The sequence below is a fragment of the Halodesulfovibrio spirochaetisodalis genome, from assembly GCF_001672295.1.
Taxonomy (GTDB): Bacteria; Desulfobacterota; Desulfovibrionia; order Desulfovibrionales; family Desulfovibrionaceae; genus Halodesulfovibrio; species Halodesulfovibrio spirochaetisodalis.
Window position 1 is genome coordinate 1 of the sequence record NZ_JXMS01000024.1, and the last position, 19,037, is coordinate 19,037.

16 protein-coding genes, 1 tRNA gene and 1 pseudogene are annotated in these 19,037 nt (G+C 48.2%); 3 read left to right on the top strand and 15 right to left on the bottom strand.

Features of this window, described 5'->3' with window-relative positions; all coding sequences use genetic code 11:
• The 10 genes and pseudogenes from SP90_RS12345 to SP90_RS12390 form a co-directional block, all read right to left on the bottom strand.
• The coding region (locus SP90_RS12345; RefSeq protein ID WP_269449359.1) for a thiamine pyrophosphate-dependent enzyme at nt 1–759 on the bottom strand (759 nt) is incomplete at its 3' end.
• Nucleotides 760–872: 113 nt separating this feature from the next.
• Entirely contained in the window at nt 873–1,529 is a 657-nt protein-coding gene (gene rpe, locus SP90_RS12350; protein WP_066856702.1) for a ribulose-phosphate 3-epimerase, read from the bottom strand.
• Between the two features lie 88 nt (nt 1,530–1,617).
• Nucleotides 1,618–2,025 carry a MerR family transcriptional regulator gene (locus tag SP90_RS16525; RefSeq protein ID WP_082936433.1) on the bottom strand — a complete coding sequence of 136 codons (408 nt, stop codon included), beginning with the start codon at nt 2,023–2,025 and terminating at the stop codon, nt 1,618–1,620.
• Nucleotides 2,026–2,117: 92 nt separating this feature from the next.
• Nucleotides 2,118–4,460 (bottom strand): annotated as a pseudogene (gene pheT / locus SP90_RS12360) (phenylalanine--tRNA ligase subunit beta); the annotation flags it as partial.
• A 17-nt stretch (nt 4,461–4,477) separates the two neighbouring features.
• The gene (pheS, locus tag SP90_RS12365) at nt 4,478–5,515 is read right to left on the bottom strand and encodes a phenylalanine--tRNA ligase subunit alpha (protein WP_066856707.1); all 1,038 of its coding nucleotides are present in this window, start codon (nt 5,513–5,515) and stop codon (nt 4,478–4,480) included.
• A gap of 18 nt (nt 5,516–5,533) precedes the next feature.
• Nucleotides 5,534–5,887 carry a 50S ribosomal protein L20 gene (rplT, locus tag SP90_RS12370; RefSeq protein WP_066856710.1) on the bottom strand — a complete coding sequence of 118 codons (354 nt, stop codon included), beginning with the start codon at nt 5,885–5,887 and terminating at the stop codon, nt 5,534–5,536.
• A gap of 88 nt (nt 5,888–5,975) precedes the next feature.
• Nucleotides 5,976–6,173 carry a 50S ribosomal protein L35 gene (rpmI, locus tag SP90_RS12375; RefSeq protein ID WP_066856713.1) on the bottom strand — a complete coding sequence of 66 codons (198 nt, stop codon included), beginning with the start codon at nt 6,171–6,173 and terminating at the stop codon, nt 5,976–5,978.
• 186 nt (nt 6,174–6,359) lie between these two features.
• Complete coding sequence (infC, locus tag SP90_RS12380) at nt 6,360–6,866, bottom strand: translation initiation factor IF-3 (RefSeq protein ID WP_066856716.1); 507 nt, start codon at nt 6,864–6,866, stop codon at nt 6,360–6,362.
• Between the two features lie 25 nt (nt 6,867–6,891).
• Complete coding sequence (gene thrS / locus SP90_RS12385; RefSeq protein WP_066856718.1) at nt 6,892–8,826, bottom strand: threonine--tRNA ligase; 1,935 nt, start codon at nt 8,824–8,826, stop codon at nt 6,892–6,894.
• A gap of 74 nt (nt 8,827–8,900) precedes the next feature.
• A tRNA-Val gene (locus SP90_RS12390) sits at nt 8,901–8,975 on the bottom strand.
• A gap of 455 nt (nt 8,976–9,430) precedes the next feature.
• Here SP90_RS12390 and hcp point away from each other — a divergent pair.
• Both hcp and SP90_RS12400 read left to right on the top strand, forming a co-directional pair.
• Nucleotides 9,431–11,026: a hydroxylamine reductase gene (gene hcp / locus SP90_RS12395; protein ID WP_066856814.1), complete on the top strand. Its 1,596-nt coding sequence runs from the start codon at nt 9,431–9,433 to the stop codon at nt 11,024–11,026.
• Nucleotides 11,027–11,624: 598 nt separating this feature from the next.
• Entirely contained in the window at nt 11,625–12,287 is a 663-nt protein-coding gene (locus SP90_RS12400) for a class I SAM-dependent methyltransferase (RefSeq protein ID WP_066856721.1), read from the top strand.
• A gap of 126 nt (nt 12,288–12,413) precedes the next feature.
• Here the strand turns inward: SP90_RS12400 and SP90_RS12405 are convergent, their stop codons facing one another.
• The 5 genes from SP90_RS12405 to SP90_RS12425 form a co-directional block, all read right to left on the bottom strand.
• A complete protein-coding gene (locus SP90_RS12405) occupies nt 12,414–13,328 on the bottom strand; it encodes a DMT family transporter (protein ID WP_197498798.1) in 915 nt (304 codons plus the stop codon).
• 253 nt (nt 13,329–13,581) lie between these two features.
• Nucleotides 13,582–14,025: a hypothetical protein gene (locus SP90_RS12410; RefSeq protein ID WP_066856725.1), complete on the bottom strand. Its 444-nt coding sequence runs from the start codon at nt 14,023–14,025 to the stop codon at nt 13,582–13,584.
• 357 nt (nt 14,026–14,382) lie between these two features.
• Nucleotides 14,383–15,171, bottom strand: coding sequence for an ATP-binding protein (locus tag SP90_RS12415; protein ID WP_066856729.1), 789 nt, complete (start codon nt 15,169–15,171; stop codon nt 14,383–14,385).
• 90 nt (nt 15,172–15,261) lie between these two features.
• Nucleotides 15,262–17,151 (bottom strand): anaerobic carbon-monoxide dehydrogenase catalytic subunit, encoded by a 1,890-nt coding sequence (gene cooS / locus SP90_RS12420; protein WP_066856732.1) that lies wholly within the window; start codon nt 17,149–17,151, stop codon nt 15,262–15,264.
• 113 nt (nt 17,152–17,264) lie between these two features.
• On the bottom strand, nt 17,265–17,933 hold the full coding sequence (locus SP90_RS12425; RefSeq protein WP_066856735.1) for a Crp/Fnr family transcriptional regulator: 669 nt from the start codon (nt 17,931–17,933) through the stop codon (nt 17,265–17,267).
• Between the two features lie 269 nt (nt 17,934–18,202).
• Here SP90_RS12425 and SP90_RS12430 point away from each other — a divergent pair, with 269 nt between their 5' ends.
• Nucleotides 18,203–18,946, top strand: a complete 744-nt coding sequence (locus SP90_RS12430) for an ATP-binding protein (protein ID WP_066856738.1) — start codon at nt 18,203–18,205, stop codon at nt 18,944–18,946.
• Nucleotides 18,947–19,037 lie beyond the last annotated feature (91 nt).

The following is a 19,037-nucleotide window of genomic DNA, read 5'->3' on the forward strand; positions in this document are numbered from 1 at the left end:
GTGAGGAGAACCGAAACCAATGATGGTGCGGCAGCAGATAAGAGAAGGCTTTTCAGTTTCTGCTTTTGCTTCTTCAACAGCTTTTTTGATCGCTTCCGGGTTGTGGCCGTCTACATCGCGAACAACATGCCAGCCGTATGCTTCGTAACGTGCTGCTGTGTCTTCGTCGAACCAGTGACCAACCTTACCGTCAATAGAGATACCGTTATCATCCCAGAATGCGATAAGTTTACCAAGACCGAGAGTACCTGCGAAAGAACATGCTTCGTGAGAAACACCTTCCATCAGGCAGCCGTCGCCCATGAAAACGTAAGTGTAGTGGTCTACAACATCAAAGCCGTCACGGTTGAAGTGAGCAGCAAGAACTTTTTCAGCCACAGCCATACCGACTGCGGTTGCAATGCCCTGACCAAGAGGGCCTGTCGTGGTTTCAATACCCGGGGTCATACCGTATTCCGGATGACCAGGAGTCTTTGAATCCATCTGACGGAAATTTTTGATCTCTTCGATGCTCAGATCATAACCGGAGAGGTGCAGCAAAGAGTAGATAAGCATAGATGCGTGACCGTTAGAGAGTACAAAGCGGTCACGGTTAGCCCATGCAGGATTAGCAGGGTTATGCTTAAGAAAATCGTTCCAGAGAACTTCAGCAATATCTGCCATACCCATCGGCGCGCCCGGGTGGCCAGAGTTTGCTTTCTGCACAGCGTCCATGCTCAGAGCGCGGACTGCATTGGCGAGGTCTTTACGAGAAGGCATCGTTTCCTCCTAAAAGAATGATGCAATAAAATTTTTCCAGCTGGTTGCTGTGGCAGTCGATAGACCGTTATTGCCCACATGACAACCATTGATAACACTTTTCAAAAAAGCCGCTATGCGGAGCGTGCCACTTCTTCAAATGTCTTCAGTCGTTCCGCGTATGGAGGGAAACCAAAAAATGCAGAACCGGATACCAGCACATCAGCGCCGTTGCGTACCAATTCTGCAGTGTTGTCAGGATCAACCCCGCCATCAACCTGAATCAGGGTTGAGAGACCGCGTTCCTTAATCATGCCGGAAAGTTCTGCAACTTTACGCATGCTGAACGGAATAAACTTTTGTCCACCGAACCCCGGGTTAACACTCATAATGAGTACCATGTCGAGTTCGTCCAGAACGTATTCAAGAACGGAAAGCGGAGTATGCGGGTTAAGTGCCACACCTGCTTTAGCGCCCTTACGTTTAATTTCAGCAATGGTACGTTCAAGATGGTTGGTTGCTTCGGCGTGAATAACAACCATGTCAGCACCGGCATCTACAAAGTCGTCTACGTAGCGCTCCGGCTGCTGAACCATTAAATGAACATCAAAAAAGAGGTTACTCTCTTTACGGAGACGCTTGATTACTGGTGCTCCGAGAGTAATGTTAGGTACAAACATGCCATCCATGACGTCCCAATGTACCCATTTAAGTCCTGCCTGTTCGAGTGCCTTCAATTCGTCAGCAAGTCTGCCGAAATCTGAAGACAATAACGAAGGTGAAAGGATCATAGTTTCTTCTCTGTGGCTTACGCCGGTTATGGTACTGTGCTGGTGTGCTCGCCCCCAACAGGCAAACCACACAAAAAATACGGGTTCATCATCGACGACCCGTTGAAAGCATATCACGAAGTAATGTGAGCTCTGTTATGATTTCCTCAACATCAATAGCGGCTGTTCCCTGCATGTACTGCGGGTTTTCTACACCACTCCCCGTGCAAAAAGCCTCTATCTCCGGCCCGGGTAATTCCGGACCGGTGATAGAGCCATACATTTCTTCATATTGACCCAGCACCTTGCGGGCACCGTCAATGGTCAATCCGCGTTCGTAAAGCAAGTGCCGTATCACCCGCAGCAGAAGTACATTCTGCTCGGAATACATACGCTGCCCTTTACGGGTACGTATGGGGATAAGCTGTGTAAATTCTGTTTCCCAGAACCGCAACACATACGGCTTCAGGTTAAGCAGGGTTGCAGCCTCTCCGATGCGATACGTCTTTGCTTTCATACATCTCCCTGCAAGCTGTGCGCTGATTAGATGCGAACAGGCAATGCGTTTTCGAGAGAGTAAACCACCTTTTTGCGCTCTTTGTCCACATCCTTATCTTTCAATGTCTTAGAACTATGACGGAAAGTAAGTCTGAAAGTCAAATTGCGTGTTTGTTCAGCATCTTCTGCTGCCTCAGGTACGAACACGTCAATCAGTTCCATCTTCTCAAGAAGCGGGAGCTTGGTAGCTGCAACCTGATCAAAGATAGCCTGAACATTAAGGGTAATCGGAGCGATTACAGTGATGTCGTTCCATGCAGACTGGTGCACAGGCAGGCTTGCGAACTTGACACATGCAGATACGTAGAGTTTACGCAGCACATCTGTATCGAGGTCAGCAAACCAGACATCTTTTTTAGCGTTGTAGGCATCAGCAATCTCAGGGTTGATTCTGCCGATGGTACCGATCTTCTGATCGCCCACAACAACATCAACAGCCGGAGACATCCATGCATGTTCATCAGCAAGAGTGAAGCTAGGTTCACCAACGTGCAGATGCGCAAGCAGATGTTCAACGCAGCCTTTCATATCTGCATACTCAGCTTCGGAAGCCATACGCGGGTACGCGGAATCAAAACGGTCACCGTAGAACAGAATGTTCAGGCGGCCTGATTCACGAACAGTTGTATCGCTTGTTTCATCAGCTTCAAAGATATGCGCAAGTTCAAACAAACGCAGACCAGTGTTGCCGTGACCGAGGTTATGACGAAGGTTCTGCAGAAGACCCGGAGCAAGCTCCGTACGCATTGCATCCTGCTCAGAAGAGAGCGGGTTCATGATGGTAATGCGGTTGTCTTTTGGCAGGTTGAACAGATCAAGATCTGTATGACCTACGAAGGAGTAGTTGATAGCTTCATTAAGACCGAGACCGCAGCCCCATGTTTTAATGAGTGACCAGAACTCGTATTCGTTGCAGTCGTCATTACGTGCTTCGAGAGTACGTTTTACTTGTGGAAGAACCGGCTCGATACGGTCCATGCCGTACACACGCGCAACTTCTTCAATAAAGTCTACTTCACGCTCGTAGTCGAGACGGTTGCTTGGCGGTACCACTGTCCATGTTTCAGAATCAGTACCGGTAACGACACAACCAAGTTTTTCAAGGGTAGCTTTGCAGAAAGAATCTTCAATAGCTACACCGAGAAGATCACGACAACGCTGCGGACGGAAGGTAAGTTCAGGAGCAACCCAAGGTTTAGGCTCAGCCTTGCACACACCTTTGCGTACAGTTGCGCCAGTCAGATCGGCGAGCATTGCTGCTGCGCGATCCATTGCTTCCGGGCACTGCAACTGATCCACACCGCGCTCAAAGCGGAAGGAAGCATCAGAGGACAGACCAAGACGACGAGCGGTGCGACGTACAGATGCTGGCTGGAACACAGCAGATTCAAGGAAAATGCGTGTGGAACCGTCATGGATTTCGCTGTTTGCGCCACCCATTACACCGGCAAGTGCAACACTTCTGCTGCCGTCTTTAATCATAAGGTCATCTGCTTTCAGGGTACGTTCCTGCTCGTCAAGAGTAACGAACTTTTCACCTTCTGCAGCGGTATCCACAACGATCTTGCCGCCTTCAAGACGATCAAGGTCAAATGCGTGGAGAGGCTGACCAAAGCCCATCATGATGTAGTTGGTTACGTCTACGATGTTAGAAATCGGACGCAGGCCAACAGCTACAAGACGGTAACGCATCCATGCAGGAGACTGCCCGATAGCAGCACCTTCAAGAATACGACCATGGTAGCAGTAACATTTATCTGCATCGGCAATTTCGATTGTTACTTCTTCAGAACAATCGTCGCCTGATTCTACTAAATTATATTCAGGAACGGTGAGCGGCAGATCAAATGCAAGAGCAACTTCACGGGCGATACCGAGAACACTCAAAGAGTCTGCGCGGTTAGGAGTGATGGAAATATCCAGCACTTCGTCATCAAGTTTGAGGGACTCAACAAGGTTTGCACCCGGTACGAGACCTTCTTCAAGCTCCATGATTCCATCATGTTCTTCTGAGAACCCGAGCTCACGCTCGGAACAGATCATACCCATGGACGGAATGCCGCGGAGTTTAGTCTTTTTAATCTTTGTGCCGTCAGGCATTACAGAGCCAACTTTAACTACGGCAACGGTCAGTCCTTTACGAACGTTCGGTGCACCGCAGACAATGTTCAACGGCTCTTCTTCGCCCACATCAACCTTACACACAGAAAGTTTTTCTGCTTCAGGATGCTTTTCACACTCGACAACATAGCCCACAACCATCTCTTTGATGCCTTCAAACGGACGAATTACTTCTTCCACTTCAAGACCGAGCATGGTCAGCGCGTCATCAAGTTCCTGAATTGTTCCTGTAAACGGAACAAATTCTTTCAACCAGTTAATACTTAAAAGCATGGTACTGTTCTCCCCTGCTAGATGAACTGGTTAAGGAAACGCACGTCGTTCTCAAAGAACATGCGGAGGTCGCCGATGCCGTATTTGAGCATTGCAACACGTTCCACACCAAGACCAAAGGCAAAGCCGGTGTATTTTTCCGGATCGTAGCCAACTTTCTTGAACACTTCAGGATCGACCATGCCGCAACCGAGGATTTCTACCCAGCCGGTCTGCTTGCAGACACGACAAGGCTGGCAGTCCACAACACCGTCACCACCACACATGCAGCAGGAAATATCCACTTCTACACTAGGTTCGGTAAACGGGAAGAAGCTTGGACGGAAACGAACTTTGGTTTCCGGCCCGAACACTTCCTGCAAAAATGCAGTCAACGTTCCGCGAAGCTCGGCAAGGCTTACTTTTTCGCCAACCAGCAGACCTTCGATCTGATGGAACATCGGAGTGTGTGTAAGGTCAGAGTCACGACGGTACACTTTACCCGGTGCGATAATAGCAAGCGGCGGCTCCTGCTTCAGCATGGTACGTGCCTGCATAGGAGATGTATGTGTACGCAGAAGAATATTATCTGTTACGTACAGGGTATCCTGCATGTCACGCGCCGGATGCTCTGGAGGCAGGTTAAGCGCTTCAAAGTTATAAAAATCGTTTTCAACTTCAGGACCGGTTACGATGTCGTAGCCGAGACCTTTGAAGATGTCGCAAATTTCAGTCATTACTTTGGTAACAGGGTGCAAAGAACCCTGCCAAGGCATGCGTCCCGGCATGGAAGGGTCAAACTTGGCAAGTTTGTCCGCTTCTGCTGCGCTCTCGAGTTTAGTTTTGCACTCATCAAGAAGACCAGTAAGTTTGTTCTTCACAATGTTTGCAGTTTTACCAACCTCTGGACGCTCTTCTGGAGAAAGTTCCGGAAGACGCTGCATGATCTGCGCGAGTTTACCCTTACGGCCCAAGAAGGCTACACGCAAATCTTCCACTGCTGTTAACGAAAAAGCCTGATCCAGGCCGCTGTTAAGCTCCTGAACCAGGCTTTCTAATTCGTGAATCAGGCTCATATACCTGAAAAACGCTACTTAGCTCAGCTTAGCTTTTGCGATTTCGCAAAGCTGTGCAAAGTGCTCTTTTTCGCGAACTGCAAGGTCAGCGAGGACCTTACGGTTCAGTTCGATGCCAGCCAGGGCCAGGCCGTGCATGAACTTGCTGTAGGAAAGACCGTTCAAACGTGCGCCTGCGTTGATACGCAGAATCCAAAGGCGACGGAATTCACGTTTCTTTGTCTTACGGTCACGGTAAGAATATACTAATGCATTTTCTACAGCTTCACGTGCTGTGCGGTACAGTTTAGAACGACCGCCACGGAAGCCTTTAGCCATCTTCAAATATTTTTTATGACGACGATGGGCCGCCAAGCCTCTCTTGACTCGCATGGATACCCTCCAGGGTCTTTGTCACTCCGTGAGGCGAGAGTTGTGCCAACGGAGCGCGGAAAAAAGTTATAGACTAAGCTGATACGCGCTATGCGTATGGAAGCATACGACGAACAGCTTTTTCGTTTGTCTTGTCAACAATAGCAGACTGACCGAGGTTCATTTTACGCTTAGCATTTTTCTTTGTCAGAATGTGACGAAGGTTCTGCTTACGACGTTTGAACTTGCCGGTACCAGTCACAGAAAAACGCTTTGCAGCGCCACGTCTGGTTTTCATCTTTGGCATGTTAATCTCCTTACCGTTATTGCTGTACTGTCATTCTACAGCGTAATGACAGCACGCGAGAGAAAACCCCCTGCAATTACAGGGAGTTTTCAGAAAAATTCCTCTGAGCAAAGCGCAGAATAACAAGTATGACTACGCGAAACGGGGATATTGCTCCAAATCAATCACAAAATCAAGCCAGAATGCTTATTTTTTCGCAGTCGGTACCAGCAGCATGTGCAGGGTACGTCCTTCGGAACGTGGCATCTGGTCCACTTTTGCGATATCTCTGGTATCCTCCATAGCCCGTTCCAGAATTGCAAGACCGCGATCTTTATGAACGATTTCACGTCCACGGAAGAACACAGTAACCTTACAACGGTCACCGGCTTCGAGGAAGCGGCGGATGTGCTTCAGTTTGGTCTGGTAATCATGCTCGTCAGTCTTAGGACGAACTTTGATTTCTTTAACCTGCACTACAGCAGCATTCTTCTTTGCTTCCTGTTTCTTCTTTTTCTGCTCGAACTTGTACTTACCATAGTCCATGATCTTACAGACAGGCGGCTCAGCATTTGCTGCCACCTCAACGAGGTCGAGTCCTTTTTCTTTAGCGATGTCGATGGCCTGGTTTCTGTTAAGAATACCAAGCTGTTCACCGGTTTCGCTGATGACACGAACCTCACGCGCACGAATCTGTTCGTTGCGCTTAGTCATATCCTGCGGCTCTTGCCGACGATACTTAGGAAAAGCGATAGCTTAACCCTCCGCTTTTAAACGGTTCTTCACAATCAGCTTTAATAAGCTCTACCACTTCCGACACAGATTTAAGACCAAGGTTTTCGCCCTTACGCATGCGTACGTTCAAACCTTGTTCTTCAACCTCTTTATCCCCGATAACTAGCATATACGGGATCTTGGAAACCTGAGCTTCACGAACTTTGAAGCCCAGCTTTTCATTACGAGTATCTGCTTCAACGCGAATACCTTCTTTAAGAAGTTCCGCTTTGACTTTTTCTGCAAATTCGTTGTGCGCGTCAGTAACGGTCAGCACACGTGCCTGTACAGGCGCAAGCCACGTTGGGAAAGCACCTGCATAGTGTTCAGTAAGAATACCGATAAAGCGTTCTACTGAGCCGAGAATTACACGATGAACCATTACAGGACGGTGGCGTTCACCATCTTCGCCCACGTACCCTAAGTCAAAGCGTTCTGGCAAGGTAAAATCACACTGAACGGTAGCACATTGCCACTCCCTGTCAAGGCAGTCACGGAGTTTGATATCAATCTTAGGTCCGTAGAATGCACCGTCACCTTCGTTAATCTCGTATGGCAGATCAATGGCTTTCAGCGCTTCAACAAGGGAATCCGTTGCCAAATCCCAGTCTGCGTCGTCACCAATGGATTTTTCAGGACGGGTGGAAAGCTCAAGACTGTATTCGAAACCGAAAACATTCATAATGTCTTTAACAAAGTTAAGAACACCAATAATTTCTTCCTGAAGCTGATCAGGGCGACAAATAATGTGTGCGTCATCCTGAGTGAACTGACGTACACGCATAAGACCGTGTAACACACCGGACTTTTCGTGACGGTGAACCACGCCCAGCTCGAAGTAACGCATCGGCAGGTCGCGGTAGCTGCGCATGTGTGACTTGTAAATAAGCATGTGCGCAACACAGTTCATCGGCTTTACACCGTATGGTACTTCATCAATTTCTGTGAAGTACATATTCTCACGGTAGTTATCGTAGTGGCCGGAACGTTCCCAAAGCTCACGCTTGAGAATCTGCGGTGCCTGCACGATATCGTATCCGCGCTTTAAATGCTCTTTACGCTCGAAGTCTTCAAGAATGGTACGGATAAGAGCACCTTTAGGGTGCCAGTATGCCATACCCACGCCGCCTTCTTCCTGGAAGCTGAAAAGGTCAAGCGCAGCACCGAGTTTACGGTGATCGCGTTTTTTTGCTTCTTCAAGGTGGTTAAGGTACTTTTTCAGAGCCTTAGGGTCTGCAAAAGCGGTACCGTAGATACGGGAAAGCATAGGATTCTTTTCATCACCACGCCAGTAAGCACCGGCAACGGACATGAGTTTGAACGCTTTAACGTATCCGGTAGTAGGAAGGTGCGGTCCGCGGCAAAGATCAGCAAATTCGCCATGACGGTAGATGGATACTACATCATCATCTACAGCATCAATAAGCTCGAGCTTGTATGTTTCGCCCATATCAGCGAACAGCTTCTTTGCTTCATCTTTGGAAACGACTTCGCAAGTAAACGGAGCAGCCTCACGGATGATCTTGGTCATCTCTGCTTCAATTGCTTCAAGGTCTTCAGTGGTAAACGGACGCTCTACGTCAAAATCGTAGTAAAATCCGTGCTGAATAGAAGGACCAATGGTAACTTTAGCAGAAGGGAACAGACGCTTTACTGCATCAGCCATGATGTGAGCAGTGGAGTGTCTGAGCAAATCAAGACCTTCCGGCGTGTCTGCGTAGACAGGCGTGAGTTCTTCACAACCTGCCGGAACCGTTGCAGTGAGATCAAGCGTCGTCGTACCGCATTTTGCAGCCAACACAGTCTTGAATTTTTTACCGCTGAGTACTTCTCTCAGGGCATCACGGCAGCTTGCATCCGCTGCTACCTCTACAACTTGTCCTTCAATAGACACGTTCACGATGGCATCTCCTGAAACTTTTCGAGTATATATAAAAAAAGGGAGGCTATCGCCTCCCTACAATCCGTCAGTGTTGGTAGGCACGAGCAGTATCGAACTGCTGACCCCTACCATGTCAAGGTAGTGCTCTACCACTGAGCTACGCGCCTACACCGTTACGGCGAAGAAGGTATTTACGCATTCCCCCCTTGCTCGTCAAGTGAAAAAAATACACTTTTCCCTTTTTTCTTGCAAGCAAAGAGAAAAAACTCTTGTACCAGCGCCGCAAACAGCCCCTATATAATGTTCGCTCGCGTTAGAACATGCGAAATTCAAGAAGTCAAAGAACGCCCAAAAGGAAACTTTGAATTTTTTTGTGCACTAATCCTGTTTTTTGACTCGTGTCACAGAATAAAACTTATGGGATGGATAGGTTGCATTCAACGGCAACGAACTTTCTTTTGCGTAACGATCAATCTGCTTAACTGCTTTCGAGTTGCCGTGAAATGAAGTACATATAAATTTCCCATACCATACGAGGTGTACCAGTATGTTAGATTTCTTCAAAAAGCTTTTTAAATCAGATGAAGCTACTCAAGCTAATGTTCCACCAAAGGAGTTAACTATGTTCTGTAACCAGTGTGAGCAGACAGCCAAAGGCACCGGCTGTGATAAAATAGGCGTATGCGGCAAAAAAGCAGACGTTGCTGCTCTTCAGGACCTCACCGTTTACGCACTGCGCGGCCTTGCTCTTGCAGCACTGAAAAAAGGTGATGAAAGCAACAACCTTGGTCACTTTACTTCCAAGATGCTCTTCACAACCCTTACTAACGTTAACTTTACTCCGGAAGATTTCCAGAAATTTATCAACGAGATTGTTGCACACCGCAAAGCTCTCGACGTTCACTTCCAGAGCGGTCCAGGTGCATTTGAGCCAGCAGAAACTATCGAAGGCCTGATCGCTCAGGGCGAAGCACACTCCATTAAAAACTTCGACACCGACGAAGATATCCGTTCAGCTAAGCAGCTTCTTCTTTACGGCATGAAAGGTCTCTGTGCTTACGCTGACCACGCAGCAGTTCTCGGCCAGCAGGACACCACAGTATACCACTTCGTATACACCGGTCTTGCAGCAGGTTACGACGGTGAAGAACGCGACCTTCAGGCATGGCTCGGCCTCTGCCTCAAGTGCGGTGAAGTTAACCTTCGTGCAATGGAACTGCTTGATGCTGCTAACACCGGTACTTTCGGTCATCCAGAGCCTACAGAAGTTCCTCTCGGTCACGTACCTGGTAAAGCAATCCTCGTTTCCGGTCACGACCTTCAGGATCTCTACCTCCTTCTCAAACAGACAGAAGGTAAAGGCATCAATATTTACACCCACGGTGAAATGCTCCCGTGTCACGCATACCCAGAGCTCAAGAAGTTTGATCACTTCTACGGCCACTTCGGTACAGCTTGGCAGAACCAGCATAAAGAATTCCCTGAGTTCCCTGGTGCAATCCTCTTTACTACAAACTGCATCCAGAAGCCTCAGGAAGTTTACAAAGACAACGTATTCACAACTGGTCTTGTTGGCTGGCCTGGACTCACCCACATTGGTCCAACCAAAGACTTTACTCCGGTTATCGAACGCGCTCTCGCACAGCCTGGCTTCACTGACACAGCGGACAAAGGCAGCGTACTCTGCGGATTCGGTCGCAACACTGTAATGAGCGTAGCTGACAAAGTAATCGACGGCGTAAAAGCAGGCGCAATCCGCCACTTCTTCCTCGTTGGCGGTTGTGACGGCGCAAAACCTGGCCGTAACTACTACACCGACTTTGTTGAGCAGACTCCTCAGGACACCGTTGTTCTTACCCTCGCTTGTGGTAAATTCCGCTTCTTTGATAAGAAACTCGGTGACATCGGCGGCATCCCACGTCTCCTCGACGTAGGTCAGTGCAACGACGCATACTCTGCAATCCAGATTGCTGTTGCTCTCGCAGGCGCATTCGAATGCGATGTAAACGAACTCCCACTGTCTCTAGTGCTCAGCTGGTACGAGCAGAAGGCTGTTGTTATTCTCCTCACCCTTCTCTCCCTCGGCATCAAAGACATCCGTCTCGGGCCATCTCTCCCAGCGTTTGTAAGCCCGAACATCCTGAACGTTCTGGTAGAAAACTACGGTATCAAGCCGATCAGCACACCAGAAGAAGATCTCAAAGCTATTCTCGGATAGCTTTACCTAAGCACACAGATCCCTCCCGCTTCTCCGGCGGGAGGGACTTGTAAAAACGACTGTCAGTCTGTCATGAAACAACAACCTCCCGTTGCTGCTTCATGACGAACAGACAGCCAGAACACACTGTTCCAGCTATCTTTCTCAATTTTGGGAACCGCCTCAACCCCATGTTCCCAATCTCCGGTGCGTATGTTGTGTATTTGTGAGTGCATTCGCGCCGGAGTTTTTTACAAAGTTCGTCCACAACGTTTTACCAAATGCAGTCCGGTAAAGCGTCTGTACAACGCCATTACCTCCTTGCAACTTGATTTCAACTTTCATTATGCTTAATGATGTTGTACATCATGTTTTGGCTATCAGTGATAAAAGCGCCCTGTGGCAACTTACAGGGCGCTTTTTCTGTGCTTTTTATAAAGCATATACACACCTTACAGAGCATTCATGCCAACTTTTCTACTGCAATACGTTTTTAACTTTTCCTAAACAGCGTTTATGCGATAGGGATTGCGAGTTGTACTTTTTTTATTCCTTTGCAGTAAGAATACATACATACCCCAATGGTTCCCCCCAGCGAACCTGACGAGGAGATTATATAATGAAAAATTCACAAGCGATTCACGCAGGACAGGCTATTTACACCAAGCCTGTACTTTCTCTCTACGATATCTGGGTTCTCGGTATCTCCAATTCATGCATCTGGCGCTGCCCTACCAAGTACTTGCGCCAGCATTTTCGCACACACGTAACCCTGAACCACATGGACGTTGGAGTGGGTACCGGCTATTTTCTGGATAAATGCCTGCTTGAACAAAAAAGACGCCTCGCACTACTTGATCTGAACAATAACAGTCTTGAATCTGCTGCAAATCGAGTAGAACGTTTCAAGCCAGAAATATATCAGGCAAACGTGCTGTCTCCGCTCAACCTGCCGTGCAAGCCGTTTGACTCAATCAGCATTAACTACCTCTTCCATTGCCTCCCTGGAGCAATCAAAGATAAGGCTGTTCTTCTGGACTATCTCTCAGAATATCTCTCAGACGGTGGTAAAATTTTTGGCTCCACAATCTTAAGCCACGGGGTACATCAGAACTTTGCAGCGCAAAAACTCATGGCAATTTACAACAGCAAAGGCATTTTCTCCAACACCCGTGATCATCGTACCGGCCTGCGTGAAGCACTTGAGGAACGATTCACCAATGTTGAAATTGAAGTTAAAGGCTGCGTAGCAATGTTTTCTGCCCGCAAAGGCGACCGGTAACGTTCAAATAAAAAGCAGCCGACGCTCCCGCATCACCCGCCTGCTATTGCAAAAGACAAAAAACCCCCGTGAACCATACGTTCACGGGGGTTTTCTAGTAAAAAACAAATTATGTTCTGTGTGTGCTTAAGAAACAGCTTCCTGTGCCTGTTTCTTTTTCATCCTGTTGCGCACAACAGGAATTATGCCGCTACAAAGAATAACTGCAGCACCCAACATGGCTAAGCTATTAGGTGTTTCTGCAAAAATCAGGTAGCCCAGCACCATTGAGTATACAATTTTTATATACTGCACGTTGGTAATAATATTCGCTTCCCCAAGACTGAAGGCTGTCATAGAAATCCATTGCCCAAAGGACGCCAGCCCGCCAATAAGAAGCAGTAAGAGCAGTTCTTGCATTGTAGGCCACTGCCATACAAACAAGCTCGGTATAAAAGCGAACAATCCCACAAGCACGGCCTGATATACCATTAATGACAGTACAGGCTCTGTACGTGAAATCCACTTAATACATATGGCAGCAATAGCGGCACCAAAGGCTCCGCCAAGTCCTGTCAACGTGTACGTCAGGGTCAGGTTGTCAAATGAAGGCTGCACAACAAGCACAACTCCGGTGAACCCTATGGCAATGGTCAAACGCCGGTTCCAACCAACATGCTCACCAAGTACAATCGTTGAAAGCACTGCCACAAACAGTACATTCGTAAAGCTTAATGCGGTTGCTTCTGCCAAAGGCAAATTGCTTACTGTAAGAAAGCCTAAGCAAAGCCCGCTGAATGCTCCGACAACACGAAATATATGTTGAGGCAGATTCTTTGTATGCCGCAACGTATCAATGTTTCGACAGATTGCCGGAAGCAATAACGCTACAAGTACAAGCTGTCTGAAAAATACAATCTGAAACACATGGAATCGGGCACTGGCAATACGTACCAGAATGGCAACACACAAAATCACTGCCGTAGAAACAAGTGCAAGGCACACACCTTTTTGATTATCGGTCAGGTTTGGCGCAACCCGCTGTAAAATTCTTTCTATCAACGCATCTCTCCCGCGGATATTCTCTCACTCGTACAACAGCGATGAGGTCGAGCACTTGAACTATGAAATGCACACGCGGTCAACCTTTTTATCTTTACAGAGTATAGGTCAAAAGAAAATAAGCCTCAGGACATGGTGTCCTGAGGCTTTGGTAAATATATTTTGCCTCCGGCGGGTCTCCGACGGGAAGGGCTCTGCCCCTTCACCCCGCAAGGGGGAATCCCCCTTGACCCGTTTAGCGACCGATGGGCTTTTATTGAAATTCTTTTGGGAAATTATCCTGAAGATATTTGCCAACATGCGTCATGCCCTGCTGCACATCAGGGTCTGCAAACATCTCGTACGAAGCCGCCTGCCCCAGCACATGAAAACTTTGCTGAATAGCAGCCGGCCCTTCATGCTGTATGGCTTGTTCAGTAAATTCTCTGCACACATCACCCATCAAATAGATAAGCAAATCCCCAACCTCTTTACTGGCCTGTACCATTTCAAGATCAGAAACACTCATAGTCGTCGCTACAGCTTCATGACGGGAAATGGCAAAACCAACCCATTTCACCAGCACCAGTTTATCTTTCTTTGTTGCTGAGTCCAGCAAGCATGATGTCAACTTGTCCGCATACTCTCCTGCAAATGAGTCGGAAACCATGCACCCCAGCATAGCCATACAACAAAGAATTGTGATCCACTTTTTCATAACGCCCCCATACCATTTTGTATTCTTGGCAGAATACGTCATGCAAGGATGTAGAACGAGGATTACAACTAAACTCATGTAATTTATCGTAAGGATAATACATAGTAACGTATTGTAGACCTATCTTAATCTGGCAGCTAAAGACGTCGGCAACTCCCCCTGTCATACGCATCTTTACTTACGATATAAAAAAAGACAGCCATTCCTGACTGTCTCCCACTCCCCTTCGAAAAATTCTTCATCTGCTGCAGCATCGGTAGTCTCAAAATCGCAGTCGAGAGGGCGTCCCTCTCGCGGGGATGCAAGGGGAAGTCCCCTTGCCCTTCGGAGAGTCGCCGAAGGCACCACTATACCACCTTACGCCCTGCGCACACACTCCAGTACGTTCTCAATCACCGCATCTATTTCAGCATCAGGTAATCCAAGAACGTTACCTGTTGTCAGCTGTCGCGCAGCCAGAGAAGAAAGGTACGGCATAGAAACAACCTGTTGAGGCAGCCCTGCTAGTTTTGGAAGCTCGGACGATGCGGACTCAGAACGATTCAATACCAGCACCTGCTTATTCAGTCCCAGTTCTGCTGCCATGCTTCCTACATCTGCAGCTGTTTGCAACCCGCGCATACTCGGCTCGGATACGACCACGAGGCCATCCACATGGGCAACGGTTCCTCGTCCCAGATGTTCAACACCTGCTTCAAGGTCAACGAGCACCCAGTCGTTTCTTTCCAGCACAAGGTGGGCAAGTATGGCTTTCAACAAGGTGTTCGCTGCGCAGGCACATCCGCCTCCTGCTCCTGTCACGGTTCCCATGACAAGCAAGCGTTTTGTACCGGAGGTACCACCTTCTTTCACCTCACCCACAACGGGAAGTTCCACTGACAAGGTCTCTGGAAGATCGCTCACATCAGGATTAAGGGTGAACATGCTGGTATTTTCCTGCCGGATGCGTTCCCGAATTAAATCTTCGCGATTGATCAGCGCTTCAGGCAAATTTTCTCGATCTATCCCGCAAGCTTCGCCTAACGACAGCGCCGTATCTGCATCGACCAGCCATACATTCTGCCCTTGTCTGGCAAGATAATCTGCCATCCATGCGGTCAGGGTTGTTTTCCCTACGCCGCCTTTACCTGCAAATGCTATTTTCATCCTCAACCCTCCCGAAATGCGAAAACAAAACCGGTGCGCAGGGTGCATCTGCGCACCGGTTCCTAAAATGAGTATTGCGTTGTTGAAGTATTACTCAGAAAGCCCGAGTCCGACACGCTTCATACGGATACGTGCATCCAGAAGCTCGGCAGCTTTTACGTAATCATCTTCCACAACAAAGTGTGCGCCTACAATATCCTCAAGCCCTTCAAGAGCAATATTGGTCACGGTTTCTGAACCGAGAATATTCGGCGGCAAACCAAGGTGGGTCATAATTCCACTGGCAACAGCATACATGCCGATTGCAGCAGCTTTTTCTGAATACCATTCAGGTGAGGACGCCCCAACCGGCAGATCAGAAATATCCACGCCAAGCTCTTTAGCCACAAGGCCGCAAAGATGCATGATGCGGGAGTTATCTACACAGCTGCCAAGGTGGAGTACCGGAGGAATTCCAAGAGCACCGCACACCTCTTTAATGCCCTCGCCTGCCATTTCAATGCCTTCCGGCACAAGCAGACCGGCTTTACCGGCAGCAGTGGTGACACAACCTGTTACGAGCACAAGAATGTCACGCTTAAGAAGCTCTTTTGCAAGACCGACGTTAGCGGAGTCTTGTTTAATCTTCGGGTTGTTACACCCTACAATCCCCACGATACCACGGATCTTTCCTGCTTTGATCGCATCAAGCAATGGAGTAAGGGTTCCACCAAGAGCAGAAAGAATTGCTTCATTGGAGAAGCCGGTCATTATTTCAACTGACTCTGCTGGAATTTCTACACGACCCTTATCACGTTCTGTGTATGCTCTGATAGCTTCTTCAACAATGGCTGTTGCCTGCTCCAGCGCATTGTGCGGGTGGACTTCAAAGTGCATTGCGCCTGTGAACTTGGCTTTTTCTGCAGTGGTAATAAAACGGGTATGGTAACAATGTGCAGCAGTTACCAGCGAAGGCATAATGCACTGGTAGTCAACAACCACAGCTTCCACAGCACCGGTTACGATTGCAAGTTCTGTCATGAGATGGTTGCCCGCCATCGGGATTCCCTGACGCATGAGCAGCTCGTTACCAGTACAGCAGAGACCGGCAACATTGATACCTGCTGCTCCGGCTGCTTTTGCTTTTTCAACCAGTTCAGGACGTCTCGCTGCCGCAAGAATCATTTCGGACACAACAGGATTATGACCGTGAACAAGGATGTTCACCTTGTCTTCTTTAATAACTCCAAGGTTACTTGTAGAACGGGAAGGAGTCGGTGTACCGAAGATGACATCAGAAAGCTCGGTACCAATCATGGAACCGCCCCAACCGTCAGACAAGGCGCAGCGTGCGGAATGAAGCAGTGTATTCGGTGCATCGTTATCACAGCCCATGTGAGTACGGTGCATCATTTCTGCAATTTCACGGTCAACGCCTCGAGGAGTAATGCCTACACGATCCCACAGAGCACGACGCTGCTCAGGTGCACGGGAAAGAAAAGCAAGAGAAGAGCGGCGTGAACCGAAATCTTTATAACATTCGTCTACAAGATCATTGGCAACATCGTTAAGCTCGCGTCCTTCCGTGGCAATACCCACCTCTGCTGCCAGACGGATAAGCTTTTCCGGCTCGGTAATTGTGTAGTGTTTGGTGTCACCATCAACAATTGCTTCAAGCACTTCAATCAAATCACGACCATGGTCAGAGTGTCCGGCGCTACCGCCGGCAATAAAACGGCCGAAGTTACGTGCAACAACAACATCTGCGTCTGCGCCACATACACCGAGGTTCATTTTAGCACCCGGTTTTGTGCTGATGCGGCAAGGCCCCATGATACAGTTGCGGCATGTGGTACCGAGATCACAGAATTTACAGTGCGGAGTCTGGCGCTCCAGTCTGTCCCATGCAGTTTCTATACTCTCCGCCTTTGCTTTGCGGATCATCGCGTGGGCATCCTGCCAAATCGACAGCTCTTCAGGTTTCTTAGGTTCTTTTGCCATTCGTGCTCTCCTCCATAAAAATTTTCTTTATGACTCCTCAGTTACACACTCACAGCGCTACATCTGTCGCCAAGCTGACAGTTGCGTGAAAAAAACACACAGATAACATCCGGTTATTTATTAAGCTCTTCAAGACGCGCTACATCTGCTATCTCAAAGACACCCCGTTTTATCCGTACAAGGATGCCGGAGCGAACCATATCGTTCAGTAACGTTGAAATTGTCTGACGGGTTGATCCCACATGCTGGGCGAGTTGCTCGCCTGTCATACCCAGCCGCGCCATAAGTTTTCCATCCTCTTCTTTAGCTATGGAGAGAAGAAAACCGGCAAGGCGGGTGGAAGCATCACCAAAAACCAGACCATCAATAATTCCGAACGAACTTTTCAACATATTGCCAAGGATACGCACCATAACCTTGCTGACCTGCGGAATGTCACGCATGTAGGTATGGAACACAGAAAGGCTTGTTGTCAGCAATACACCGGAGGTAATCGCCTGAACAAAGGTTCCGGTATGGCAGGTGTATATATCGCCCACCTCGAGAATAGAGAGTGTGAATTCTTTTCCTTCTGCGGATAAAAACACTCTCAAGCGCCCCTCTTTTACAATAAACACGCTTCCGGCGGCGAAGAAGTCCGGCTTCGTTATATCATCCGCAGGGCATGAGGGATCGGCTATCATCTCTGTAGCAACAAATCTGCGCTCGTTCATAGCCTCACGCAAATCTTTGAATTCAGGCTTTTCAAGTTCTGTCAGTAAGTTTATCTCAGCAAATTTCATGGACAAATCCTTATATGAGTCGCGTTACGATTCTCTTCACTATAAAGACTGCCCAAGAGATGAAAAAGTTGCAAGGACTCCCTCAGTAATTTACAGCGTCTTTGCTGAAAATCGGTGCTGTGAGTGTGTCGGGAGATAGTTATCGTGGGGAAATAAGTACCACAAAAAAAATTTCTCTTTTTGCCGTACGTCACAACATGAATAAAAGAACCGCGTATAGTGGACTCAACAAATGAGGAATTAAAGCGACTTCGCTTAAAGGAGTTTTTATGAATACAGTAGTGCGTAAAATTATTGAAATTGATGAAGAACGTTGTGACGGCTGCGGCCTGTGCGTTCTCGACTGTGCCGAAGGTGCTATCCAGATCATCGATGGCAAAGCAAAAATCGTTAAAGATGAGTACTGTGACGGGTTAGGCGCTTGTCTCGGTGCGTGTCCTCAGGACGCATTGCACATTATTGAACGTGAAGCTCCTGAATTTGACGAAGAAGCAGCTATGGCGTGGGTAGCAGAGCGTGATGCTAAAGAAGAAGCAGCCAAGGAAGCACCAAAGTCCAGCCCATGCGGTTGTATGGGGTCTCATGTAAAAAGCATGAAGACTGTTGAGATTGAGGTTCCGGGCAGCAAAGTTTCCGGTCCTGGTCACTGGCCTCTTAAAATCCGCCTTGTACCGCCGACTGCGCCATACCTCAAAGATGCAGACGTATTAGTTGCAGCAGACTGTGCAGCAGCAGCGTCTCCTATCTTCCACAGCGAGTTTGCCAGAGGCAAAGTAGTACTCATCGGCTGCCCGAAATTTGACGACACCAATGAATACGTACACAAACTGGCAGACATCATCCGCAACAGCGGTATCCGTTCCATCAGCGTTCTTCGCATGGAAGTACCTTGCTGTACCGGTCTTTCCCGAGCATTGGCTGACGCTATCAAGCTTTCCGGCGTTGGTATTGAAGCTCAGGAAACTATTATGACCTGTGGTGGTGCTAAAGCACAAAAAACTATGTTTGGTTAACGGCTCTACCAGACATTCTCCATAGAACGATTTATTTTTCCTTACCTAGCAAAGCTTGAAAAAGCCGCAGTGCATATGCACTGCGGCCTTT

Excerpts from the sequence above, each read along its gene's own strand:
- rpe (WP_066856702.1), bottom strand. The coding sequence starts at position 1,529 with ATGATCCTTTCACCTTCGTTATTGTCTTCAGATTTCGGCAGACTTGCT.
- SP90_RS16525 (WP_082936433.1), bottom strand. The coding sequence starts at position 2,025 with ATGAAAGCAAAGACGTATCGCATCGGAGAGGCTGCAACCCTGCTTAAC.
- pheS (WP_066856707.1), bottom strand. The coding sequence starts at position 5,515 with ATGAGCCTGATTCACGAATTAGAAAGCCTGGTTCAGGAGCTTAACAGC.
- rplT (WP_066856710.1), bottom strand. The coding sequence starts at position 5,887 with ATGCGAGTCAAGAGAGGCTTGGCGGCCCATCGTCGTCATAAAAAATAT.
- rpmI (WP_066856713.1), bottom strand. The coding sequence starts at position 6,173 with ATGCCAAAGATGAAAACCAGACGTGGCGCTGCAAAGCGTTTTTCTGTG.
- infC (WP_066856716.1), bottom strand. The coding sequence starts at position 6,866 with ATGACTAAGCGCAACGAACAGATTCGTGCGCGTGAGGTTCGTGTCATC.
- hcp (WP_066856814.1), top strand. The coding sequence starts at position 9,431 with ATGTTCTGTAACCAGTGTGAGCAGACAGCCAAAGGCACCGGCTGTGAT.
- SP90_RS12400 (WP_066856721.1), top strand. The coding sequence starts at position 11,625 with ATGAAAAATTCACAAGCGATTCACGCAGGACAGGCTATTTACACCAAG.
- SP90_RS12410 (WP_066856725.1), bottom strand. The coding sequence starts at position 14,025 with ATGAAAAAGTGGATCACAATTCTTTGTTGTATGGCTATGCTGGGGTGC.
- SP90_RS12415 (WP_066856729.1), bottom strand. The coding sequence starts at position 15,171 with ATGAAAATAGCATTTGCAGGTAAAGGCGGCGTAGGGAAAACAACCCTG.
- cooS (WP_066856732.1), bottom strand. The coding sequence starts at position 17,151 with ATGGCAAAAGAACCTAAGAAACCTGAAGAGCTGTCGATTTGGCAGGAT.
- SP90_RS12425 (WP_066856735.1), bottom strand. The coding sequence starts at position 17,933 with ATGAAATTTGCTGAGATAAACTTACTGACAGAACTTGAAAAGCCTGAA.
- SP90_RS12430 (WP_066856738.1), top strand. The coding sequence starts at position 18,203 with ATGAATACAGTAGTGCGTAAAATTATTGAAATTGATGAAGAACGTTGT.